Raw genomic sequence first — 23791 nt, 5'->3', positions numbered from 1 at the left:
CTGCAATCCCATCCCTCCCGCCAATAATAACCATTCATCAATTACTGCAATAACAAAATACTACTGGACAAAAACACAGTTTCGTATGATAATAATACAGTAATGCTCATTTATCAAAATCGGTCAACAGGGTCTTAGATAGATGAGAATAGCTGGAAGGTCACTTTCTCAGGTTTTATCATGGGGGGGGCTTTCCTGTTTCAGGGGTATTAACATGAATGAAAAAAAGAAAGAAATACTTTACTGTCGTAGCTGAAAAGGCACATCGGTTCTACATGCAATATAAGGGTCTTTCCGAATTAACAGGAATTACATCCCCCACCGATTACACCCCGCCTCGTATGATGACTAAAACCAGACGGTATGAAATCATTAAGGCTATTTGTCAGAAAACTGAAACCCCTTGACATAATTTAACAAAATGTTAACATTTATGTATTGGATTGATTTCCTAACAAATTAATGGCTTTCCTGTGGCATCCCTTCCTCGGGGACAGGTTAGCCAACCCCTTACACATTCCAGATGACACTACACGGGTTACGTAAAAGACGGCCTGTGTGGTGTATTTTTGTATCTGAATTTCACGAGAGCGTTAATAATGAATAGTCCTACACAGAAACGAATTGAAATCGAATCACATTTCATCCCCAAAATTAAAGCTGCACTGGAAAATATCGAAGATGCAAAGGATATTTACAACGCAGACAGCCTGAATAAAGATACTCTTATTGCTATCAAGACTAAGCAGCTAATGTCTCAGCCAGTCGAAGATTATGGATTCAGAATCCGACAGGTTACACACCCAGCGATGGTACAGACCATTATTCAGAACATGATGAATGAGAATTACGTTGTGTATGAGATGGGCGCTGGATTTATCAAGTTTGTACCATTACAGCAGTCACCAAAAAATAACCCGCTTGCTGAGATTGAAAAGGCATGTAAGAAAGCCGCTGAGAAATTTGTTGATGCAGGAATCACTGAGAAAGCGAATAAGGTAAATAAGGCTACCCATGCTCACAACGTATTGGTGAAACAGGCTGAAGAAGCGTTATCGGGAATTAAACCGCTTGAATCGTATCTATCTGTGATTGTCGCTGATGAGGTGGGTAATGACTAACAAAGTCACTGAGGCCGCTTACAAGGCTCAGATTGCCACTTTACAGGCTCAGTTAATGCAACGTCATACAGTGACTGCCATCGACGCTGTACAGCCTTTCTGTGAAGCTATAGGTATCAATCCCGCTGATTACGTTAAGGCCACCAGCGCTATGAGTAACCAGCATAAAGCGTTCTGTGACGGGATTTTGAAAGCGGCTTCTTCAAAGGTCACCCGCTTGCAGCGTGATGCAACTGTACGAATCCTCGAAGCACAGACAAAACGAAACAAAGCCATAACAGCAGCCTCAGAAGCGGTTGAAGTTGCTCAGTCGATGGGAGGGCTGTAAATGAATCAACTCTTCAATGAATATGGTCAGAAAGTAAGTTGTAATCTTCTGATGACGCTGCATCCATCGCTTATCACAAAGCTGGAAAAGCTTTCTGAACAGATTGGTCAAGGTGTGGTATCAGAAGACCAGCGTTTAACACTGGCAATCGGTGAGATGCTCAGGAGGCTTGAATGACGCTTTATCCGTGTAATCCTCTGAAGTCTCAAGGGGATGCAATTCCGTTAACTCAAAATCTCGCCCTGAATATTCCTGTCCCAATGCTACAGAAGCTGGACAGAGTAGGCTATGAACTCGCGGGACGTTACAAATTGGGCGGATTATCAGAGCAGCGCGTGAGATTGCTGGCATTGGCTCACCTGATTGAATCGGCATGAGTGATTTAAAGACAATAGCAGCCATTTAGCGCCGTGATGGGACACCATAACAAGCGCCTTATGCGCATCTTTCAGTTAACCGTTCTCTTATCGAGTACCGTTCGTTTATGGCACGGTGAACACCACGAGAGAGCCAGCCCCTTTCCCGGACTGGTTAGGATTCCCATCATTTGCTCGTTTATCCGTGGCGTGTCATCACGACAGGCTGTTACGGGACACCGCGCTAAGTGTGGAACGGTTAAAAGTGTTGGGATTGATTAGAGACGCTGGCAACGTCATAGGCTTCGAGTTGAGCTTGTACCTGTTCGAGCTGTACAACTACAGGCCGTTACAGTTAACATTCCCAATTGCCATATCAACCATAACGGCAGTTATGAGGGATGATTTACCGATTCTTATAGATGAATAAAAGACAGATTTTTAAGTCTAACTCATTGATTTATAAGGATTTTTACGTGATGGTGCCGATAATAGGAGTCGAACCTACGACCTTCGCATTACGAATGCGCTGCTCTACCAACTGAGCTATATCGGCCCTGAAGAGGACGCGTCCACGAACGTGAATCACGGGGTAAAAGGTTAAAACTAAGTGGGTGACGCGTCAATGGCCTTATGAATCAAACGGCTACTTTTGCATCACCCGCTCAGTATTAAGCACGAATCGTATCGTCGCCGAAACCAATCCACTTGTAGGTCGTTAACGCTTCCAGGCCCATCGGGCCGCGCGCGTGCAGCTTCTGGGTGCTGACCGCCACTTCTGCGCCGAGGCCAAACTGGCCGCCGTCGGTAAAGCGGGTAGAGGCGTTAATGTATACCGCAGAGGAATCCACTTCGTTGATAAAGCGGTTGGCATTGCTCAGCGTGCGGGTCAGGATGGCGTCAGAGTGCTGGGTACCGTGCTCGCGGATATGGGCGATGGCCTCGTCGAGGCCGGCGACCACTTTGACATTCAGATCCAGCGACAGATACTCATCGTTGTACTGCTCCGCCTTCACCGGCTCGACGTTTGCCGGGCCGTTTTGCAAAACCGGCAGGGTGGTGGCGTCAGCATGCAGCGTCACGCCGCTTTCCGCCATCTGTTTACTCAGCGCTGGCAGGAAACGGTCGGCGATATGCTGATTGACCAACAAGGTTTCTACCGAGTTACAGGCGCTTGGGCGCTGAACCTTGGCATTGACGATAATCTTCAGCGCTTCAGCTATGTCGGCCGAATCATCAATATAGATATGACACACGCCAATCCCGCCGGTGATCACCGGAATCGTGGACTGCTCGCGGCACAACTTGTGCAGACCGGCACCGCCGCGTGGGATCAGCATATCGATGTACTTATCCATCTTCAGCATCTCGCCAACCAGCGCGCGATCCGGGTTCTCAATCGCCTGGACCGTCGCGGCCGGCAGCCCGCACTCCTCCAGCGTCCGCTGAATCACTTTCACCGTGGCGGCATTGGTGCGCCAGGTCTCTTTCCCGCCGCGCAGAATCGCGGCATTGCCGGTTTTCAGGCACAGGGAAGCCACATCGACGGTGACGTTAGGACGGGCTTCATAAATCACCCCCACCACGCCCAGCGGCACGCGGCGGCGTTCGATGCGCAGACCGCTGTCAAGCAGACCGCCGTCGATCACCTGGCCGACCGGATCGGCCAGGTTGCACACCTGGCGAACATCGTTCGCAATGCCGCGTAAACGCGCCGGGTTAAGCGCCAGGCGGTCGAGCAGCGCGTCGCTTAAGCCATTGGCGCGTGCTTCCGTCAGGTCTTCGGCGTTTGCACGCAGAATCTCTTCACTCTGCGCTTCGAGATAATCGGCGATCTTTTCCAGCACCTGATTTTTTTCACTGCTGGAGAGTTGCGCGAGTTTGTACGAGGCCGCCTTGGCAGCAATGCCCATTTGTTCCAGCATTTTCAGCTCCTTAACGGATAATCATATCGTCACGATGCACGGCAACCGGGCCGTATTCGTAGCCCAGAATGGCATCAATCTGCTGCGAGTGCTGGCCGGCAATCAGGCGCAGCGCGTCGCTGTTATAGCGGCTGACGCCGTGGGCAATATCGCGACCTTCGCTATTGCGGATGCGGATAACTTCACCGCGGGAAAAGTTACCCGTGACGGTTTTGATGCCTTTTGGCAGCAGGGAGCTGCCGCGTTCCAGAATCGCCTGGGTGGCGCCGGCATCAACGCTAATTTCACCCGCCGGCGGGGCTCCGAAGATCCAGCGTTTGCGGTTCTCCAGCGGCGATTCCTGCGCGTGGAAGCGGGTACCGACCGACACGCTCTCCATCACATCGGCAATCACCCCAGGACGGTTGCCGGCGGCAATAATGGTGTCGATACCTGCACGGCAGGCGACATCGGCGGCCTGCAGCTTGGTTCCCATACCGCCGGTGCCGAGGCCGGAAACGCTATCGCCGGCGATGGCGCGCAGGGCGTCATCAATGCCGTAGACATCTTTGATCAGTTCCGCCTGCGGGTTATTGCGCGGGTCGGCGGTGAACAGACCCGGCTGGTCGGTCAGCAGCAGCAGCTTATCGGCGCCGGCAAGGATTGCCGCCAGCGCGGAGAGATTGTCGTTATCGCCGACTTTAATCTCGGCGGTCGCCACGGCGTCATTTTCGTTAATGACCGGCACGATGTTGTTATCGAGCAGCGCGCGCAGGGTATCGCGGGCATTGAGGAAGCGCTCGCGATCTTCCATATCCGCACGGGTCAGCAGCATCTGGCCAACGTGAATACCATAAATGGAAAACAGCTGTTCCCACAGCTGGATCAGACGACTCTGTCCTACCGCAGCCAGAAGCTGTTTCGACGCAATGGTCGCGGGCAGTTCCGGGTAGCCGAGGTGCTCACGCCCGGCGGCAATCGCCCCGGAGGTCACAATGACAATACGGTGGCCCATCGCGTGCAGCTGTGCGCACTGACGCACTAATTCGACGATATGGGCGCGGTTCAGGCGACGGGATCCGCCCGTTAAAACACTGGTGCCCAGTTTTACCACCAGCGTCTGGCTATCACTCATGATTCTCTGCCGTTCAAAAGGAATATCGATATCGAGCTGATGTTGTAACAGGACTCAGGCCGCTTGCCAACACCTGGCGTATTGGACGAGCCACTTTATTGCGCGAGATCGGGCATTGTGGAGTAACACGATGACAAATTTATGACGGAAACATCTAAACACTCTTTTTTATAAAAAGTTCCACATTGTCATAAATTTTTAATATCGGAGCGTTAAAAAACCTCCTGTTTTTCACGGGGCCTTCGCCCGGAATTGATTAGCGCGTATAAATAAATCACCAGGACTGAATAATGAAAAAGAGCTCACTGGCATTAATGATGATGGGTCTTGTCGCTTCTTCAGCTACACAGGCAGCAGAAGTTTATAATAAAGACGGCAACAAACTGGACGTCTACGGCAAAGTCAAAGCGATGCACTACATCAGCGACTATGACAGTAAAGATGGCGACCAGACCTATGTCCGTTTCGGTATCAAAGGCGAGACGCAGATTAATGACCAGCTGACCGGCTACGGTCGTTGGGAATCTGAATTCTCCGGCAACAAAACGGAAAGCGACTCCACCCAGAAAACCCGTCTGGCGTTTGCCGGCCTGAAATTGAAAAACTACGGTTCTTTCGATTACGGTCGTAACCTCGGCGCCCTGTATGACGTTGAAGCCTGGACCGATATGTTCCCGGAATTCGGCGGTGACTCTTCCGCTCAGACCGACAACTTCATGACCAAGCGTGCCAGCGGTCTGGCAACCTACCGCAATACCGATTTCTTCGGCGTGGTGGATGGCCTGGATATGACTCTGCAATATCAGGGTAAAAACGAAGGCCGCGAAGCGAAAAAACAGAACGGCGACGGCTTCGGGACCTCGTTAAGCTATGACTTCGGCGGCAGCGATTTTGCCATCAGCGCGGCCTATACCAGCTCTGACCGTACCAATGATCAGAACCTGCTGGCGCGCGGCGCGGGTAAAAAAGCGGAAGCCTGGGCGACCGGTCTGAAATATGACGCCAACAATATTTACCTGGCCACTATGTATTCTGAAACCCGCAAAATGACGCCAATCAGCGGTGGTTTTGCCAATAAAACGCAGAACTTTGAAGCCGTTGCTCAGTACCAGTTCGACTTCGGTCTGCGTCCGTCTCTGGGCTATGTGCTGTCAAAAGGCAAAGATATTGAAGGCGTTGGTAACGAGGACCTGGTGAACTATATTGACGTGGGTCTGACTTATTACTTCAACAAAAACATGAACGCCTTCGTTGATTATAAAATCAACCAGCTGAACAGCGATAATAAACTCGCTATCAACAATGACGACATCGTCGCACTGGGTATGACTTACCAGTTCTAATCCGCGACCGCCGAAGGAGACTCCCGAGGCGGTTAGCTGGCGGAACAAAAAACCGCAGCGTTATTGCTGTAATGCTGGTCACTTAAAGGTGACCAGCATTTTTTTGCTTTATCGCAGGCCAGGGCGAGCCGGTAAACGGTGGTTTGTGCGAACGTTTGTTGTTGCCAGAACGGTGGCATGTTCCGTTCACGGTGAATCCGCCCCTTTTCTCATACCCGCTGTGGGGAACGGCATTGCGCTGAAAACGGGCGCTGCGCGGTATGCTCCACTCCGGCTTCATCTGGCGGCCAGTTCTCGATGCGCACCTGCGTTCTCGCCCGTTTTCCTGAGGCGCCTTAACTCCCGCGCTGTCCTCCCGTGGCCGTCACGTTGCGATATCCTTGCAGAAGGTTTTTCAGCGGCGGAATGGTCAGCATGGAATAACAGGACATGCCGCAGGGGGCCGTTCACCTGCAGCGCAGGAAAAAGCAGCGTGCGGAACCTCACGTGAACGGAATATTCCACAGAACACACGAGCCAGAAACTCCTGCAGATATGTTGAAAACCTGACAGCGCCGCATAAGAATCGGTCATCTCGGTGAGATGACCGATTCTTACATCTCTGCCAAATCGGTCTGCCGACCCTTAAACGATCGGCATTACAGCGTTATTGCTGCGGTTTTTTATTGAAATGGGTTAATGATTTTTAGCCAGGTGCTGATGGTCGCTATTCATGGTGATCTGCGCGTTATACTCTTTCGGCAGGCGACGCGCCTGGTAGAAGACCGAGTTCCAGTAAGGGTTGTCCAGCGAGGAGCGCATAACGCCCTGGCTGCTGGAGGCGTGCAGGAAGTTGTGCTCGGTGTCATAGAAACCGACGTGCATCCCGCCACGAATGCGGAAGAACACCAGATCCCCCGGACGGAGCTGCTGCTTGCTGACGCGGACGCCCATATGCAGGAGATCGCCCGTTGTTACGCGATCCATGGGCAAATTGAAGCGGTCCTTGAGCGTTCGCCAGACGAAGCCGGAACAGTCGACGCCGCTTTGCTCGGTACCGCCCCATTCATAGGGGGTGCCGTGCCAGGTGTGCATTTGATCGTGAAGGGCGGCAACCACCGGAATCAGATCGTCAGATCCGCTATCGATCGGGGCATATTGGTGTTTGGCGGCGGTTTTTGGCGGATGTTTAGATGAAGATGAGCATCCTGCCAGAATCAAAAAAGGCACCAATAATAAAGCGTGAGCAAGTTTAGGCGTCATATCGTTATTTTTCGTGAGGGGAATGGGCCGTGGGTATTTATAGCGTATCCGCTATATTGTCAGAATGGTTCGCTGAAAAATTTACGAAACCTTACGTAGAGTAAACTTGTTACTTCACGTTTTTCATTGCTCCAGTTAAATATAAGAGAAAAAGCTGTGGTGTCGCTTGTTAATAAATTATTTCACCATGAAACACTATTTCGCGATCGCCTATAAGACGCATCTGATGTTAATGACTCTTTTCTCTTTGCCGAAGGTGAAAGATCCTCATCATCCGGCCATTGCACGCTGGGGGCGGTGTCCAGTACTTTGTCCGCTCCAGGTCCCTGTGAGGCAAGCTTATGCATCTCGATTTTCGCCAGCTGCGCAATTTTGTCGCGTTGGTTGAATACGGTAGTTTTCACCGCGCCGCCGAGGCGGTATGCCTGTCGCAATCGGCCTTCAGCCGCAGTATTCAGTCGCTGGAGCAGAGCGTCGGCCATCCTTTATTCGACCGGCAGAATAAGCTGCCGACGCTGACGCGACACGGGCAAAAGCTGCTGCCCTACGCCCGCCGTTTCCAGGAGTTAAATATTGAATTGAGCAGCCTGCTGGGGGAAACGGACGATAGTGAAAATGGCGAAGTGGCGTTCGGTTGTGGCCCGGCGCCCGCGGCGCGCCTGATCCCGGCGGCCATCGGAGAGTTTCATCGCCGTCTCCCGCAGGCGAGGGTGCGCTTTCAGGTCGATAACTGGTTTGCCCTGCATCACGCGCTGACGACCCAGCAGTTTCCCTTTGTGGTGGCCGACAGCTGGCATGCGGAGCTGGATCCGCAGCTGCGGGTACAGCCGCTCAACCCGCAGCGCTGTTTTTTCATCTGTCATGCCGACCATCCCCTGGCTCAGATCGGCCCGGTAGCCATTGAGGAGATGCTGCGCTATCCCTTCGCCGCGCCGTATCTGCCTCCTGGGGTGCGAAAAGTGCTGGCGACTCTCAGCCAGCGGCAGGATTTCACCCCGGCGATTCAATGCGATCACGTCTACGCCTTGCTGTCGACGCTAGCGCACACTCAGGCGATAAGTTTTGCCAGCGAAGACGGCTTCGCCCTGTGTCAGCACAGCCATCGCCTGGTGAAGCTGGAGCTCAGCAACCTTCCGGAAGAGTGGCGGCTGATGCAGACCCGCTTCGCGGTGATCTCCCCGGTTCATGCCGCGCTTTCGCCGCTGGTCGCCAGGTTTATCGATATTATCCTGCATACCGACCGCCAGAATCAGATCCAGCTGCTGGCGCAGGAAGAGGAGGCTTAGCCGGCGTTCGCCGCCTGGCCCTGGCTATCATACTGCGGCCAGTGGTTTTCCAGCTGCAGGGTCTTTAGCGCCTGTTCGACAAACTGCCCGTCTGCCCACTGCGTTACCGCAAAGGCGTTGCGAATGAGGCGACCCGTTTTGGCCTGCTCGACGCTGCTGCTGAAGCTGTCGGCCAGGAAGGGGTCGATGCGCGGCGAAGTGCTGAAGTTGAGATCCTGCGGCTGCAGATCCTCAAGGAACAGCGCCTGTGGAATTTGGCTCTGCTGCGCCATCTCTGCCGACCAGGTCTCGCGATTCGCCGGGTTGCTGATTTCCGCCGCGTTTTTCACCAGCACGTCAATAATTTGCTGGGTGGCCTGCGGCCAGGCCTGAATAAAGTCCTGAGTTCCGAGAAAAGCCGCCTGGGTCGTATTTTGCCGGCCTGAATCACCGCTTTTTACCACCACGTCAATCTTATCGCCGCGCAGCGCGAGCAGCGAGACGCCGCCCCACACCGCATCCACGCGACCGGCGGCCAACGCGGCTTTCCCGGCGCTCCAGTCGAGATTAATGACCTGCATATTGCGTTCGCTAAGCCCGACGGTTTGCAAGGCGCGATCGAAAGCCAGCTGGTCTGCGGTACCGCGATAGACCGCCACGCGTTTCCCTTTCAGGTCTGCCAGCTGTTTAATTCCCGATGCTCTGGTGGCCGCGAGGTAGGATTCCGACCCGCGGCTGCCCAGCAGCAGGCGGGTTGGCAGACCGTTGGCTTTGCCGATAATCGCCGCCAGATCGCCGAGATAGACAAAATCGAGCTGCCGGTTGGCCAGCGCTTCATTCACCGCCGGGCCGGCGCCCTTAAAGAATTGCCACTGCACCTCCACACCCTGCGGTTTAAACACCGTCTCCAGCTGATGACGGATAAAGGCCATCCCGACCGGCCCTTCAATAAACGGTTTGCTGCCGGCGCTTTGATCCGGCACGCCAATGCGAATGGTGCGCAGGCTCTCGGCCTGCGCGCTGGCAATCAGCGTAACTACGGCAACCAGCGCCAGCGCGGTACGGGTAAAAATAGCTTTCATCATTGGTGGTGACTCCCTGAGTTTTTTCTCACCCTAAAGAGGCTCACCGCGTCCTGTTAAATGCTTTTATTCGCAGAGCAAAGGCAAAAATAAGCTAAATCAGAGCCCGCCTGTCTGCCAGGCTGAGATGCATTTGTTGCATCGGGATCATTCACCAAACGCAATGACGCCAGACGGCGAGGACGGTTTTATAGGGTGATGATTTCACTCAAAACGGACCGCTATGTCGCAGATGATCTTGAAAAGACGCAGGCTCTCCTGGCCTGCTATCAGGCTAAACGGCTGGCCCTTGCTGCTGCCGGCGCTGATCGTGCTGCTGTGGCACATCGCCGCCGTAGAGCGCTGGATGCCGGAGCAGATCCTGCCCGCCCCGGCGGTCGTCGCCGATACCGCGCTGTCGCTCCTCAGCGGCGATTTGCTGGCGCAATGGGGGTTTAGCCTCCAGCACCTGGCCGTCGGGCTGCTGCTGGGGGTGGCGGCGGGTACCCTCCTGGGGGCGTTGTTTGGTCTCGTACCGGCCGCGGCTCAGCGGGTAGAACCGCTATTTTATGCCCTGGCGCAGATCCCCACCCTCGGCTGGATCCCGCTGTTTATGGTGCTGTTTGGCATCGATAACGGCCTGAAGCTGGCGGTTATCGTCAAAACCACTCTTGTCCCGATGACTATCCACACGCAACTGGCGGTGACCAGCGTCTCGCCAGCGCTGGGGGAAGCGGCGCAGGTGATGAATTTTTCCCGCTGGCAGAGGCTGCGTTGGCTGGTGATTCCCGCGAGCCTGCCGGGCTGGTTTACCGGCCTGCGGCTGGCGCTATCCCAGGCCTGGGTGTCGTTGATTGTTGTCGAGCTGCTGGCCTCGTCGGAAGGGATCGGCTACCTGATGGTCTGGGGCCGCCAGCTGTTTCAGCTGGATATTGTCTTCGTCACCATCGCGGTGGTGGGGCTGAGCGGGTTGTTGATGGAGTGGGCGGCCAACCGGGTCTATGCCCGGCTGGTCTTCTGGCCGCAGGCCGCTACCGGACGGCTGGCCTGGAAGCCGCAGGCCAGCTGGCATGCATTCCAGCTGCCGCTGATCCTGCTGGTGCTGTGGCAGCTGGCCAGCCATCGCGGCTGGATCGACAGCACATTATTCTCTTCGCCGCTGGCGGTGGCGCAGCGCTTTATGGCCGGAGCGGTCAGCGGGGAACTGCCCGTTGCGATGCTGGCCAGTCTGGGACGGGCCTTTGCCGGCGGCGCGCTGGGGATCGCGATTGGGCTGCTGTGCGGATTGCTGCTGGCCCTGCGCCCGCGCGCCGGGCAGATATTGACCCCGACGCTGAATATCCTGCGCCATATCGCGCTCTTTGCCTGGCTGCCGCTGCTGACCGCGTGGGTCGGCAACGATAACGGCGGAAAAATCGTGTTTATCGCCCTGGCTTCTTTCTTCCCGATGTTTTTCAGCACCTTGCAGGCCGTCAGCCAGCGCGATCCGCAGCTTGATGAAGTGGCAAAGGTGCTGCGCTTTGCCCCGCTGCCCCGTCTGCGGGCGCTGATTTTACCGGGGGCGGCGCCGGGCATATTTGCCGGTCTGCGCCTGGCGTTGATTTATGCATGGCTGGGCAACATCGGCGCGGAATATTTCATGTCCTCCGGGACCGGTATCGGCAGTCTGATGATCAACGCCCAGCAGCTGCTGGATATGCCGACCATTCTCTGCGGCATGGTGCTGATTGGAATCACCGGCGCGGCGCTGGATAAAGCCGGACGTTTACTGGAATCTCGCGCCACCCGCTGGCGCCAACAGGAGCAACTATGACCGCCTCGACCCTGGTCTCTTTTCGCCACGTGCGTAAATCCTGGCAACAGGTGACGGCACTCCAGAACTTCAGCCTCGATATCTCCGCCGGCGAACTGGTGGTGCTGGTTGGCAGCAGCGGCTGCGGCAAATCTACGCTGCTACGGATGTTGATTGGCCTTGAGCCGGTGACGCAGGGGGAGATCCGCATCAACGGCGAGCCGGTACGCGGCGTGGGCAAAGAGCGCGGTATCGTCTTTCAGGAGCCACGGCTGTTTCCGTGGCTGACGGTGATCGACAACGTGATGCTGGGCCTCGCGGATGAAAAACTGAGTCGTGGGGTGAAGCGCCAGCGCGCGCTGGCGATGCTGGAGCGCGTACAGCTGCAGGAATTCGCCCATGCGCTGCCATCCCGGCTTTCCGGCGGGATGGCCCAGCGGGTGGCGATTGCCCGTGGGCTGATCGCCAGTCCGCAAATTCTGATGCTTGATGAGCCCTTCGGCGCGCTGGATGCCCTGACGCGCCATACCCTGCAGCAGGAGCTGCTGCATATTCATCGCAGCGCGGGGACCACCACGCTACTGGTGACCCACGATGTGGAAGAGGCGGTGGCGCTGGCCGACCGGGTCGTGGTGCTCTCTCCCCGTCCGGGTCGGATTCGTGAGGTGGTGACGCTGGCGCTACCGCATCCGCGACAGCGCGATGATGAGTCGTTCTCCGCCGCCTGCCGCCAGATTCGTAACTTGATTACTTGTGCCTGATTTGACTATTTAAGGAGTGACAATATGGGACATCCTTCCGTCTACCCGACCGGCGCCACGCTTTACGATCCGCAGCGCGCATGGAGCGGCTATACCGTTTTTCAGGCCACCGAACGCGGGGCGATTCTGGTCGATATGAATGGCAACGTGGTCCGTGAATGGCCCGAGCTGCACGGCTTTCCGAATAAGATCCTGCCCGGCGGGACGATTCTGGGCCACAGCGGCGAACGCGATCCCCGCTACGGTATGCAGGATATGCTCGACCTGATTCAGGTGGACTGGGAAGGCAATATCACCTGGAAATTTGACCGCTATGAGCAGGTGAGCGACCCGGGTCAGACACCGCGCTGGATGGCGCGCGCGCACCATGATTATCAGCGCGCCGGGAATCCGGTGGGCTATTACGCTCCGGGGCTGGAGCCGCAGGTTGACGGCGGCAACACCTTGATTCTGGCCCACACCAACCTGGTGAACGAAGAGATTTCCGACAAGCTGCTGCTCGATGACACCATCATTGAGGTCGACTGGCAGGGCAATGTGGTGTGGGAATGGCGCTGCAGCGATCATTTCCACGAGCTGGGTTTTGACGACGCGGCGCGTGCGGCGCTGCGTAATAACCCCAATATGCGCGCCAGCGGCGGCGGGATGGGGGACTGGATGCACATCAACTCCATGTCGGCGCTGGGACCGAACAAATGGTATGACGCCGGCGACGCGCGTTTCCATCCTGACAACATTATCTGGGACGCGCGCGAATCCAACATTATCGCCATTATCGATAAACAGAGCGGCAAGATCGTCTGGCAGCTCGGCCCGGACTACAGCAAACCGGAGCTGAAGCACATCGGCTGGATTATCGGCCAGCACCATGCGCATATGATCCCCCAGGGACTACCGGGGGCGGGCAATATTCTGATCTTCGATAACGGCGGCTGGGCCGGGTACGGCGCCCCCAATCCGGCGTCGGCGGACGGGGTGAAAAATGCCTGGCGCGACTATTCGCGGATCCTTGAGATCAACCCGGTGACGCTCGATATCGAATGGCGCTACTCGCCGTATGAGGCGGATCTCCCGCAGCCAACCGACTCGTATCGGTTCTATAGCCCGTATATCAGCAATATGCAGCGCCTGGAAAACGGCAATACCCTCATCAACGAAGGTTCCAACGGCCGCATTTTTGAAGTGACCCGCGACCATGAAATTGTCTGGGAATATATTTCGCCATTCTGGGGCAAGACGTTGAATAACAATATGGTTTACCGCGCCTACCGTATTCCGTATGCCTGGATCCCGCAGCTGGCGCAACCGTCCGAAGTCCCGATTGCGGCGGTTGACGTGCGGACTTTACGCCAGCCCGGTGCAGCGGCGGCAGGTCCGGCGCAGAGCGTGGTGCGCGTCGCCGGCGTGCAGCCCTACAGTAAAAGCGCCGATGCGCTGTGTGTGGCGACCGATAACGATACCCTGCGTCGCAGCCCGAAACTGTTCCGCGTCGCGGAGAGCCGGTTCACACCGCTGAGCGCGGAAAGCGAGCTGCATAGTGCGTCTGCGCTGCTGTTGTTCGTCGGCGCCGAACGCTGCGTCCACTGCCGTAAGCTGTGGCAGCTGCTGGGTCATGCGAACCTCGCAAGCCACCTGGCGGCGCTGGAGACACGCTATCTGGATGCCGATCGCCATCAGGAACTGGCGACAGCGCTGGGGGTTCGTGGTTTACCTGCGCTGCTGATGGTGAAATCGGGTCAACCGACGGCGCGGGCCCCGGCGGATCTCTCCGTGGCGAGCCTGCTGGACTGGCTGCAGAGCGCGGTGCGGTAACGCCGACTGGAAAGGGCGGCGGCGTCAGACCGGGCCGCCGTTCATCTGGCGGACAAACGCGGTGGGCGCCTGGCCAATCGTTTTACGAAACATGCTGGTAAAGGCCGCCGGGTGTTCATATCCCAGGCTGAGCGCCACGTCGGTGATCGTTCTGCCTTCTCGCAGCGCCGTCAGGGCGTACATCAGGCAGGCCTGCTGGCGCCAGTCGCGAAATGCCATGCCGGTCTGCTGGCGAAACAGGCGATGAAAAGTCCGGGCGCTTTTATTCAGCCTGACGGCCCACTGTTCCGGGGTACTGTGAATATCCGGCTGGCGCAGAAAATCGCTGCACAGCGCAACCAGCGGCGCGCTCTGCGGCAGGGGGGTAAACATCGGCAGCGGAGTAGCGGCCTTCAACTCATGCAAAACCAGTTCGATTAACGCGCCATCGTGTCCGTCTTCGTGGTAAAGCAGCGGTAGCTGGCAGGCGCTCAGCAGCAGCTGATGCAACAGGGGAGAGACCTGCAGCACCTCGCAGCGTTCTCCGGCACGCGGCGCCGCATCCGGTTCGATGTACAGGCTGTGGGTGCTGACTCCCGGCATCAGCACCCGGTGCGGGCGGGTAGCCGGGATCCACACGCCGCTGTAGGGCGGAACCAGCCACTGCCCGTCATCCGTTTCCACCTTCATCATCCCGTTCATGGCATAGAGAAACTGCGCCCGGCGATGGCTGTGGCGCGCCAGCTGCGTATTGGCCGGGTAATCGCTACCCAGCGCCAGCACCCGGCGCGGGAGGTCATCGACATCGTTCACCGCAATATTGCGCATGACGCATCCTTCTGGCTGAAAATCGTAAGATGATGGCTTTTAATCGTAAGTCAGCCATGTCGTTATTCTATATCGTGATGACTCTGAATGGAGGAGAATCGAATGATGTGCTGGCTTTTTATCTGCGGTGTAGCGTGTGGCGTCACGACCTGGCTGTTTGGTTTTGGCGGCGGTTTTGTCACCGTGCCGCTGATCTCTCTTCTGGTGACCGCGGCGTGGGGCGCGCAGAGCGATGTCGGCGGGCAGGCGATGCATATTGCGGTGGCCACCTCTGCGCTGGTGATGCTCTGCGCGGCGCTGCTGGCAACCTGGCGTCATCTTCGCAGTGGAACGCTGTGCTGGCGTCCTCTGCGGATGATGTTCGTGGGCATTGCCCTTGGGGGGATCGCCGGGGCGTTGCTGGCGCTCTCGGCGAACGGGCGGTGGATTCGCTGGCTGTTCGTCAGCTATCTGCTGGTGACCATTCTCGACTGCTATTTTCGTCCGGGTTTTATGGCCCCTGGCGTCCGACGTTCTGCGCCGGTTGCCGCGCGCGAGCTGACGACGGGAGGCGTAATTGGCCTGATCGCGTCGTTTCTTGGCGTCGGTGGCAGCGTCATGACCGTTCCGTTGATGCGTCGTCGCGGCGCGACGATGCCGGAAGCGGCGGCAACGGCCAATGTGCTGACGCTGCCGCTGTCGGCGAGCGCTACCGCCACGTGGGTGGCGATGACCGGCGTATCGCCCACAGGGCTGCCGGCAGGATTTTTGGGGCATATCTGGCTGTCGGCCGCGGCATTGCTGGTCGCCGGCAGCTGGCTGGGACTGCGGTTAGCCGCCCGTTGGCTGACACGTCTGCCGGATCGCTGGCACGCGCGGATTTACCCGCTGTTGCTGATAGCGGTACTGCTGGTGATGAGCCTTCAGGGATAGTCGTAGGGCGACATTAATGTCGTCATGGTTCGCGGCATATCGCCACCGATCCGCTAATCTGACCCGTTTTTCCTCTCTTTTTGCTACCCTTTGTCCGGTGCGCAGGCGAGTCATTCTCCTGTCATCTTCGTTAAGCATGCTCTGGCGAGCCAATTTTGCTGATTAGGGAAAATGAACAATGTCCAAAAATCTGACGATTTTCGATCTGGATAATACCTTGATTAAGGGCGACAGCAGCACGGTATGGAGCCGGTTCCTGGTGCGGGAAGGGTGGGTGAGCGATCCGGCGTATCTGGCGCGGGAGGCGATGCTGATGGACGATTACGATCGCGGTGAAATGAATATCGCCGACTACGTCGCCTTAATCCAGGCGCCGCTCATTGGCGTGCCGAAGGCGGAGGTCGATGCTCTGGTGGCTCGCTGCGTGCAGCAGGATATTATGCCGCGCGTCTATCCGCAGGCGTGGGATCTGCTGCAAACCCTGCGTGCACAGGGCGAACAGATGCTGGTGATTTCGGCCTCGGTTAGCCTGTTGGTGCAGGCGGTGGCCTCGGCGTTGGGGATTGAGCAGGCGTTAGGTATCGACGTGGAGATGGCCGACGGCGGCTATAGCGGAGTGATTGCCGGTACACCAAGCTACCAGCAGGGAAAAGTGGTGCGGCTGGCGGTATGGCAGAAAACCTGGCCGCACGAGAGCGGCCAGGTGACCTTCTATACCGATTCGATCAATGACCTGCCTCTGTGCCTGCATGCAGACCATGTCCGACTGGTTAACCCGTGTCCGCAGCTGACGGCGGTGAATGCCAGCTACAACTGGCCGGTGCTGGCGTGGAGCCTTTGAGCCCGATTTTTACCGGGCCCCCGGCATCATCCCTGCCGGCTCTGCTGCCCCGGTAGCCGGGGAGGCAGGTTACTCCGCTTTGAACAAGGGCACCACGTTGCCGCCAATATAGCGGCGGCGTAGCCACGCCGAGAGCGTGTCCATCGCCATGACCACGACGACCAGCAGCAGGGTGATAAACATCACCACGTCCCAGTTCCACAGCCGCATGTTTTCCGCATAAATCAGGCCGATACCGCCGGCGCCGACGAAGCCTAACACCGCGGCGGAGCGGGTATTCGACTCAATCTGATACAGGCTCAGCGCCAGAAATGTCGGGAAAGACTGGGTAAAAATGCCAAAGCGATGCTTCTGCAAGCCGTTTGCGCCCACGGCGGTTAGTCCGCGCCCCGGTGAGCGGTCAACCGCCTCATGTCCTTCCGCATACAGCCGCCCGAGCAGTCCGGTATCCTGCATAATAATTGCCAGCACCCCGGCCAGCGGCCCAAGGCCCACGGCGCGGACAAAAATCAGCCCCCAGATAGCCATATCAATACCGCGCAGCACGTCAAACAGGCGGCGCATCAGCAGGGCGATAAATCCGGGAATCAACCCGCGCATAATGTTACGTGCCGCGAGGAAAGAGAGCAGCAGCGCAATCACCGTTGCGGTCAGGGTCCCGACGAAGACAATCGCCAGAGTGATGCCGATTTGCGTGAAGTAGTAGGCAAACGGCCAGTTGAAAAAGTCGTGCCAGACAAACATCCGCAGCAGATAGCGGCTAATTTGCTGCAGACCGGTGGTGAGCTGCTCGCCGCTGATGCCAAACTGGGTAAAAAACCAGACGTAGTAAAGTAAGCTTGCCAGCGTCAGCAGAGCGACGAAACGCAAATAGCGCCCCTGGGCTTGATACAGTTGACGATGCTGCCGACGGCTGGCGGCGACATCCGGTTGGCTTTGCCATTGACTCATTTTTTGCCCTCAAGAACCCACTGCCGCAGGCGGCCGGACAGCATATCCAGCAGCGACACCACGATGATGATCAGCAGCAGCGTGATGCTGACCTGATCGTAACGATCCAGCTTGATGTTGGTCATCAGCTCCTGACCGATCCCGCCGGCGCCCACCAGCCCAAGAATGGTTGACGAGCGAAAGTTAATCTCCAGACGCATAAAGCCGTAGGAGAGAAAAATCGGTTTGACCTGCGGCCACAGCGCGAAGCGAATGCGCTGGATCGGTGAAGCCCCGCAGGCCATCAGGCCGCGTACCGGTTTGTCCTGTGCGCTTTCCACCGCTTCGTAAAACAGCTTGGTCAGGCTGCCGATGGTGTGCAGCATCAGGGCCAGAAATCCGGGAATGGCGCCGATGCCGAAGGCCATCACGAAAATCACCGCCCACGCCAGCTCCGGCATGGTGCGTAAAAATGCCACCACAACGCGGATAGCAAAACGCAGCGGCGGCGGTGACCAGGCGTTATTGGCGGCGAGGAACGCCAGCAGAGTGGCAATGACCACCGCAATCAGAGTGGAAGCCAGCGCCAGCTGTAATGTTTCCCAGATCAGCGGTAGCTGAATCGGCAGACGATAGCCCCAGTAGGCCAGCGAGCCTTTGGTGTGGACATCGGCGAACAGAGCGCTGACGTGCAGCGTCGGCAGCGTCTCAAACATGTAATCGAGAAAATTCGGCAGCGAGCGCCAGATGGTGAAGAGATTAAATTCAGCGGCGCTGCCGGCGGCGAAATAAAGCACCAGCAGGAGCAGCGACCAGCTAAAGGTATCGCGCTTTTGTCGCGCGCGTACCTGCTGGTAATAACGTTCAAATTCGGTATTCGGTATATTCATACGTCGATGGGTCTTCAGTATGCCGCCGCCTCACGCGGGCCTACGCGGAGGCGGCGTTGGGGCGGGATTAACGGGCGCTTACCAGCTCGCGTTTCATATCGATAATCTGCTGGAAGTCAGCCACGCTACCCGGGCCGATATGCTGAGTACCGCCCATGGCTTTCACAAAGCAGGCGTGGTCCTCGGTATCCAGCTTTTTGATCGCGCTGATGACTTTGGCTTTAAAGTCAGCCGGCAGCGCGTTGCTGACCAGGATCGGTCCGTTGGGGATCAGCGGCGATTGCCAGATGATACGGATCTGCTTCATCAGATCCGGGTGATCCATACGAATCAGGCGGTTGAAGGCACCGACGCTATAGCCGCTGTTGTAGTCGCCGACCATCGACGTCCAGGTGACCGCACCCGCGAACTGGCCGTTCAGCACGCCCAGGATGTCCTGCTCGTGGCCGCCGGAGAAGGTTACGCTGGAGAAGAAGTTGTTGTATTTGTTATCCGAAGTACCGCCGAATTTCTGTTTGAAGGCGTGGTTCGGGATCAAATAGCCGGAAGTGGAGTCCGGATCGGCGAAGCCGAAGGCTTTGCCTTTCAGATCGTCTAACGATTTATACGGGCTGTCGGCTTTGACAACGACCACCGAGTGGTAGCCGCGGGACTGATCTTTATCATCCACGGCGATACCGACAATATCCACCGCTTTCGGGTTATTGATATAAACCGAGGCGTAAGAGGAAGGCGACATACTGAGCACCACGTCGACTTTACCGCCCAGCAGACCCTGAATAACGCCGGAATAGTCAGAGGAGTTGCGTAATTTGGTATCGACGTTCAGCTCTTTGTCGAGAAACTGTTTTACACACTGGTTATCACCAATTTGCTGGGTGGCGTTCTGGCCCCCCAGGATCCCCAGGTTTAACTCTTTCGGCTGCTCCGCAGCACCTGCCTGCCATGCCATCATCATTCCCGCGACCGCGGCGGATATACGAACTGCACCAGTGATGTATTGTTTCATTATCTTGTCCGTGTGAGTGGAAATTAATGCAATTGGCTAATTTCATCCCCGTACAGCTGATGCAGAATATCCTGAGTCAGCAGTAAGGGATGGTCGTCAAAAATAATGTTGCCCTTCGCTACGCCAATAACCCGCGTGCAATACTCTTTCACCAGTTCCACCGAGTGCAGGTTCACCATCACGCTGATGCCCTGTTCGCTGATTTCGCGCAGTACGTTCATGATGCGCTGTGTGTTTTTCGGATCGAGAGAGGCAACCGGCTCATCGGCCAGCAAAATACCGGGGTTCTGCATTAGCGCGCGACAAATCGCCACGCGCTGCATCTGCCCGCCGGAGAGGTTTTCCGCCCGCTGCAGCGCATGCGGCAGCATGTTCATCCATTCGAGCAGGGAGATGGCCCGCGCCCGGTCGGCATCAGGGAAGATTTTAAACAGGGATTTCAGCGTTGAAGTCTGGCTCAGCCGACCCAGCAGCACGTTGGTTAACACGTCAAGACGCGGCACCAGGCAGAAGTCCTGGAAAATCATGCCGCACTCGCTGCGCCAGGCGTTCAGCGCGCGGCCTTTTAGCTTCGCCACATCGTGCGGCATGCCCACTTCCGGGTAGCTGAGGATTTCACCGCCGGTGGCGCTGTGGGTGCCGTTCAGCACATGCAGCAGGGTCGACTTACCGGCACCAGAGCGGCCGATCACGCCCACCAGTTCGCCGGCATGCAGATCAAAACTGATGTTATCGAGTACGGGTTGCTGCGCGCTGTAAGACTTATTCAGGTTGCGCACGCTTAAGACTTTCCGCTGCCGGGCGGTATTCGGCTGACCAAAATGCGGATAATCGGTGTCGGTTACCGCGGCAAGAGAACTATTCATAAGAGCGTCCAGATTCATCATTAAACTGGGCACTATTAATGGCGTTTTATGTGATCGTTATATGACGGTAAGACGAAAAAACAGTGAACGGTGCGGTTATTGCGCGAGCGATGTTGCGCTATCTGCCCGGGAGAGAAGCCAGACCGGCGGCGCACGAATGCGCCGCCGTGTCTTATCCGCGGGCGTAACGCCTGTCGCCGTTGCGCCGGATATAACGACGGTTAGCCAGCAGGCTCAGGCCGCAGCACAGCAGGTAATAGACCGCGCCGGTGAAGACAAAAATCGCCAGCGGGTAGATCTGCACCCGGTTATTGACCTGGCCGGCAACGGTGGTGAGTTCCGGCACGTTAACAATGAACGCCAGCGACGTGTCTTTCAGCAGGTTGATAAAAATCCCCACCAGTGAAGGCTGAACATTGCGCAGCGCCTGCGGCAGCAGGATTAAACGCAGCGCTTGTCCGGCAGAAAATCCCTGGGTTCGTGCCGCTTCAAACTGTCCGGCGGACAATGACTGCAGCCCCGCCAGCACCGAATGCATCACCGAGGCGGCGGTAAACCACGCCAGCGCCAGGGTGACCGTTACCGCCCCCGGCAGGTCGCTCCCGGTCAGCATCGGCAGCAGATACCAGAGCCAAAAAATGACGAAAATAAGCGGAATGCCGCGAATCAGCTCGGCCCACAGGAACAGCAATCGGCGCACCAGCCCGCCATAGCGCCAGGCGGCGCCTGCCAGCAGAATGCCGAGAGGAAGCGCCAGCGCCGCGGCGCCGATCGCCATCATCAGCGTCAGCGCCACGCCGCCGGGAATGCCGTCCGCCAGCCGTCCCCACAGCAGGTAATCGAGGTTATCGGCGATGACCGCCAGATTAGCGTTCATGCTGTGCGCTCCTGTGCTGCGTGGCGCCCGGACCCAGACGCGCCAGCGCCATCCCCATCACCACCCCAAGCACCAGATACAGCGCCGTGCCGACGGCGAAGGCCTCCAGCGCATGGGCGTTATAGCTTTCGATTTGCCGCACCTGATAGGTCAGTTCGGCAAAGCCGATGCCGCTGGCCAGCGACGAGAGCTTCATCAGGTTCAGATACTGGCCGATAATCGGTTGCCAGGCGTTCGCCAGCCCCTGCGGCAGCAGAATATGACGCAGTTCGCCCCACGGTGTAAAACCTTGCGCAAGAGCGGCTTCCCGCTGACCGTGACTGACGGCACGCAGCCCGGAGGCGATCTCTTCCACCAGAAATGCCGAGGTGAATACTCCCAGCCCCCACATCGAGCAGAGAAACTCCGGGGTCAGCCACCAGACGTTACCCGGCAGAATGGACCAGGCGTGGTCGGCATTGATGAAATCCCGCGCCGTCAGCGGCAGCAGGTTCCAGGCAGCGAAATACCAGAACAGCAGCTGTACCAGCAGCGGCGTATTGCGAAACAGCGAGACCCAGCAGGCTACCAGGCCGCGTCCGGCGCGGCCGCCGCCTAAGCGCAGCGCCAGCAGCAGTACCGCCAGGACGGTAGCCAGGATCATCCCGGCGAGGCTGACCCACACGGTGGTCAGAAAGCCGGAGATGATCCACTGCAGCGGCTGCCCGCTCAGCACGCCGTGCCAGTCGAGAACCGGGTTCATTCGAGACTCTCCTGGTGCAGCGGATTGAGCACCTTTTGCAGAAAACGCCGCGTGCGGGCGTGCTGTGGCCGGGCGAAAAAGTCCGCCGGCGGCGCCACTTCGAGAATATCGCCGCCGTCGATAAACACCACCCGGTCGGCAATTTCGCGAGCAAACTGCATCTCATGCGTCACGACCACCATGGTAATGCCGCTGTGCGCCAGCTTCTTCATGACCAGCAACACTTCGCCGATCATTTCCGGATCGAGCGCCGAGGTGGGCTCATCGAAAAGAATAATTTGCGGCGACGAGGCGAGGGCGCGGGCAATGGCCACGCGCTGCTGCTGGCCGCCGGAGAGCTGGGCCGGCATCTGGCGGGCTTTATCCTCCAGCCCGACCTGTTGCAGCAGCGCCAGCGCGCGTTCGCGCGCGGCGGCTTTTTCCCAGCCGTGCACGCGCTCCAGCGCCAGGGTGATATTTTCCTGCGCCGTCAGATGGGCATAGAGGTTGAACTGCTGGAAAACAAAGCCCACGCGGCTGCGTAGCTGACGCAGCGCGCTGTCCGTGAGGTGGCGAGTGGGTTTGCCGTCGATCAGAATCTCGCCTCCGCTGAGGGATTCGAGCTGATTGATCAGACGGATCAACGTTGATTTTCCCGATCCTGATGGCCCGAGGATCGCGACTACTTCCCCGGGTTCTACCTGCAGATTGATGCCGTTGAGCACCTGATGGTCGCCGTAGCGTTTTGCCGCCTGGCGAAATTCAATACTGGCGCGCTGCAAATGCGAAAAATCCGCGGACGAAGCCGCGGAGCGTGAAAACAGACCCGATAACATATTATTTAGCTTCTATGGTAAACGCACGCGGCTGTGGAGTTTTGGTGGCAGGGCCAAACCAGACATCATAGATTTTGGCGGCCTGGCCCGATTTTTCCAGATTGACCAGCTCGTCGTTGACCGCTTTCAGCAGCGCCGGTTCGCCTTTCTTGACGCCAACGCCGATCTCCTCTTTGCTCAGCAAATCGGGGATGATTTTAAAGTTAGCTTTGTCCGGCGCCTCTGCCAGCAGGCCAGCGAGAATGGTGCTGTCCTGGGTGATGGCCTGGACGTTGCCGTTACGCAGGGCGGTCAGCGCCAGCGGAATATCGTCATAGGAGAGCACGCGAGACTGCGGGAAACGCTGATGCAGCGCCTGTTCGCCGGTGGTGCCTTTAACCGCGCCGATCCGTGCTTTGCTATAGCTGTCGAGCCGATCGGCAGATTTGACCGGCACGAGGAACTGCTGGCCGGTAACAAAATACGGGGTCGAAAAATCAATGACCTGCGCACGTTCCGGCGTGATGGTAATGTCGGCGACGATCAGGTCGGCCTTCCCGGATTGCAGCAGCGGGATCCGGTTGGCTGGGTTGGTGGCGACCAGCTCCAGTTTTACCCCAAGCGATTTTGCCAACGCCTGGGCGAAATCGACGTCATAGCCCACCAGCTGGTGAGTTTTGGGGTCGACCGAGCCAAACGGCGGGTTGGCGTCGAAGGTGGCGACTTTCACCACGCCGGCGGCTTTAATATCCGCCAGCTGGTCTGCCTGAACCTGTGCGGTCAGCGCCAGAACACCCAGCGCCAGCGCGATTTTCGTTTTTGCAATGCGCATGATTATTTCCCCTGAATCCCTGTTTTTGTTTTGTGCTTATCACGCTCCCACAAACCGACCGTCTCCGGCAAAGAAGAAAAAGTTCTTATCTATAGCAAAAAAGAACTTAGAGAGCGCATGGGTATTTGCCGACGTGACCGGCGGGACGATATGCGTCTTCCGGGATTGAAA

Annotated in this window: 24 protein-coding genes and 1 tRNA gene; 11 read left to right on the top strand and 14 right to left on the bottom strand. The window is 57.3% G+C overall.

Annotation, left to right across the window (positions count from 1 at the left end; translation table 11 throughout):
• The first annotated feature begins 599 nt into the window (after positions 1-599).
• From DSD31_RS20450 to DSD31_RS20440, 4 genes are read left to right on the top strand one after another with little or no spacing between them, the layout of a single operon-like run.
• Positions 600-1121: a hypothetical protein gene (locus DSD31_RS20450; RefSeq protein ID WP_094909244.1), complete on the top strand. Its 522-nt coding sequence runs from the start codon at positions 600-602 to the stop codon at positions 1119-1121.
• Positions 1114-1449: a hypothetical protein gene (locus DSD31_RS20445; RefSeq protein WP_094909189.1), complete on the top strand. Its 336-nt coding sequence runs from the start codon at positions 1114-1116 to the stop codon at positions 1447-1449. The genes DSD31_RS20450 and DSD31_RS20445 overlap by 8 nt, the downstream gene beginning before the upstream one ends.
• Entirely contained in the window at positions 1450-1626 is a 177-nt protein-coding gene (locus DSD31_RS26360) for a hypothetical protein (RefSeq protein WP_012967825.1), read from the top strand.
• Positions 1623-1826 carry a hypothetical protein gene (locus DSD31_RS20440; protein ID WP_012542743.1) on the top strand — a complete coding sequence of 68 codons (204 nt, stop codon included), beginning with the start codon at positions 1623-1625 and terminating at the stop codon, positions 1824-1826. The genes DSD31_RS26360 and DSD31_RS20440 overlap by 4 nt, the downstream gene beginning before the upstream one ends.
• Positions 1827-2285: 459 nt before the next feature.
• Here DSD31_RS20440 and DSD31_RS20435 read toward each other — a convergent pair.
• The 3 genes from DSD31_RS20435 to proB form a co-directional block, all read right to left on the bottom strand.
• Positions 2286-2361, bottom strand: a tRNA-Thr gene (locus DSD31_RS20435).
• Between the two features lie 115 nt (positions 2362-2476).
• Positions 2477-3730, bottom strand: coding sequence for a glutamate-5-semialdehyde dehydrogenase (gene proA / locus DSD31_RS20430; RefSeq protein WP_113991281.1), 1254 nt, complete (start codon positions 3728-3730; stop codon positions 2477-2479).
• Positions 3731-3740: 10 nt separating this feature from the next.
• Positions 3741-4844, bottom strand: a complete 1104-nt coding sequence (gene proB, locus DSD31_RS20425) for a glutamate 5-kinase (protein WP_004858334.1) — start codon at positions 4842-4844, stop codon at positions 3741-3743.
• Positions 4845-5134: 290 nt separating this feature from the next.
• Between proB and phoE the strand changes: the two genes are divergently transcribed.
• Entirely contained in the window at positions 5135-6187 is a 1053-nt protein-coding gene (gene phoE / locus DSD31_RS20420; RefSeq protein WP_004858338.1) for a phosphoporin PhoE, read from the top strand.
• Positions 6188-6862: 675 nt separating this feature from the next.
• Here the strand turns inward: phoE and DSD31_RS20415 are convergent.
• Positions 6863-7429, bottom strand: a complete 567-nt coding sequence (locus DSD31_RS20415; protein ID WP_004858341.1) for a C40 family peptidase — start codon at positions 7427-7429, stop codon at positions 6863-6865.
• A 341-nt stretch (positions 7430-7770) separates the two neighbouring features.
• Between DSD31_RS20415 and DSD31_RS20410 the strand changes: the two genes are divergently transcribed.
• Positions 7771-8715, top strand: coding sequence for a LysR family transcriptional regulator (locus DSD31_RS20410; RefSeq protein ID WP_113991280.1), 945 nt, complete (start codon positions 7771-7773; stop codon positions 8713-8715).
• Here the strand turns inward: DSD31_RS20410 and DSD31_RS20405 are convergent.
• Complete coding sequence (locus DSD31_RS20405) at positions 8712-9779, bottom strand: ABC transporter substrate-binding protein (RefSeq protein WP_015585073.1); 1068 nt, start codon at positions 9777-9779, stop codon at positions 8712-8714. The genes DSD31_RS20410 and DSD31_RS20405 overlap by 4 nt on opposite strands.
• Before the next feature lie 220 nt (positions 9780-9999).
• Between DSD31_RS20405 and DSD31_RS20400 the strand changes: the two genes are divergently transcribed.
• The 3 genes from DSD31_RS20400 to DSD31_RS20390 are packed head-to-tail and all read left to right on the top strand — an operon-like array spanning position 10000 to position 14120.
• Positions 10000-11568: an ABC transporter permease gene (locus tag DSD31_RS20400; RefSeq protein ID WP_113991279.1), complete on the top strand. Its 1569-nt coding sequence runs from the start codon at positions 10000-10002 to the stop codon at positions 11566-11568.
• A complete protein-coding gene (locus DSD31_RS20395) occupies positions 11565-12308 on the top strand; it encodes an ABC transporter ATP-binding protein (protein ID WP_113991278.1) in 744 nt (247 codons plus the stop codon). Before DSD31_RS20400 ends, DSD31_RS20395 begins: the two co-directional genes overlap by 4 nt.
• A 24-nt stretch (positions 12309-12332) precedes the next feature.
• Positions 12333-14120 (top strand): aryl-sulfate sulfotransferase, encoded by a 1788-nt coding sequence (locus DSD31_RS20390; RefSeq protein WP_004858358.1) that lies wholly within the window; start codon positions 12333-12335, stop codon positions 14118-14120.
• Positions 14121-14144: 24 nt separating this feature from the next.
• Here the strand turns inward: DSD31_RS20390 and DSD31_RS20385 are convergent, their stop codons facing one another.
• Positions 14145-14927 carry an AraC family transcriptional regulator gene (locus DSD31_RS20385; RefSeq protein ID WP_015585069.1) on the bottom strand — a complete coding sequence of 261 codons (783 nt, stop codon included), beginning with the start codon at positions 14925-14927 and terminating at the stop codon, positions 14145-14147.
• A 102-nt stretch (positions 14928-15029) separates the two neighbouring features.
• On the opposite strand from DSD31_RS20385, the gene DSD31_RS20380 reads away from it, so the two are divergent.
• Both DSD31_RS20380 and DSD31_RS20375 read left to right on the top strand, forming a co-directional pair.
• Complete coding sequence (locus tag DSD31_RS20380; protein WP_044347146.1) at positions 15030-15839, top strand: sulfite exporter TauE/SafE family protein; 810 nt, start codon at positions 15030-15032, stop codon at positions 15837-15839.
• A gap of 178 nt (positions 15840-16017) precedes the next feature.
• Positions 16018-16680: an HAD family hydrolase gene (locus DSD31_RS20375; protein ID WP_113991277.1), complete on the top strand. Its 663-nt coding sequence runs from the start codon at positions 16018-16020 to the stop codon at positions 16678-16680.
• Positions 16681-16749: 69 nt separating this feature from the next.
• Here DSD31_RS20375 and phnE (DSD31_RS20370) read toward each other — a convergent pair whose 3' ends face one another.
• The 8 genes from phnE (DSD31_RS20370) to DSD31_RS20335 form a co-directional block, all read right to left on the bottom strand.
• Positions 16750-17631, bottom strand: a complete 882-nt coding sequence (phnE, locus tag DSD31_RS20370; RefSeq protein ID WP_004858372.1) for a phosphonate ABC transporter, permease protein PhnE — start codon at positions 17629-17631, stop codon at positions 16750-16752.
• The gene (gene phnE, locus DSD31_RS20365) at positions 17628-18500 is read right to left on the bottom strand and encodes a phosphonate ABC transporter, permease protein PhnE (RefSeq protein ID WP_004858375.1); all 873 of its coding nucleotides are present in this window, start codon (positions 18498-18500) and stop codon (positions 17628-17630) included. The genes phnE (DSD31_RS20370) and phnE (DSD31_RS20365) overlap by 4 nt, the downstream gene beginning before the upstream one ends.
• Positions 18501-18567: 67 nt before the next feature.
• Entirely contained in the window at positions 18568-19509 is a 942-nt protein-coding gene (phnD, locus tag DSD31_RS20360; protein ID WP_004858378.1) for a phosphonate ABC transporter substrate-binding protein, read from the bottom strand.
• A gap of 23 nt (positions 19510-19532) precedes the next feature.
• On the bottom strand, positions 19533-20375 hold the full coding sequence (gene phnC / locus DSD31_RS20355; RefSeq protein ID WP_004858380.1) for a phosphonate ABC transporter ATP-binding protein: 843 nt from the start codon (positions 20373-20375) through the stop codon (positions 19533-19535).
• Between the two features lie 172 nt (positions 20376-20547).
• Entirely contained in the window at positions 20548-21252 is a 705-nt protein-coding gene (locus tag DSD31_RS20350; protein WP_004858383.1) for an amino acid ABC transporter permease, read from the bottom strand.
• On the bottom strand, positions 21242-21994 hold the full coding sequence (locus tag DSD31_RS20345; RefSeq protein ID WP_004858385.1) for an amino acid ABC transporter permease: 753 nt from the start codon (positions 21992-21994) through the stop codon (positions 21242-21244). Before DSD31_RS20345 ends, DSD31_RS20350 begins: the two co-directional genes overlap by 11 nt.
• On the bottom strand, positions 21991-22809 hold the full coding sequence (locus DSD31_RS20340; protein ID WP_064357462.1) for an amino acid ABC transporter ATP-binding protein: 819 nt from the start codon (positions 22807-22809) through the stop codon (positions 21991-21993). The genes DSD31_RS20345 and DSD31_RS20340 overlap by 4 nt, the downstream gene beginning before the upstream one ends.
• Position 22810: 1 nt before the next feature.
• Positions 22811-23620 carry an ABC transporter substrate-binding protein gene (locus tag DSD31_RS20335; protein ID WP_004858392.1) on the bottom strand — a complete coding sequence of 270 codons (810 nt, stop codon included), beginning with the start codon at positions 23618-23620 and terminating at the stop codon, positions 22811-22813.
• Positions 23621-23791 lie beyond the last annotated feature (171 nt).

Origin of the sequence: Klebsiella sp. X13 (assembly GCF_003323835.1) — a bacterium.
GTDB classification, from domain to species: domain Bacteria; phylum Pseudomonadota; class Gammaproteobacteria; order Enterobacterales; family Enterobacteriaceae; genus Klebsiella; species Klebsiella ornithinolytica.
This window is presented reverse-complemented; position numbering and strand designations above follow the sequence as displayed.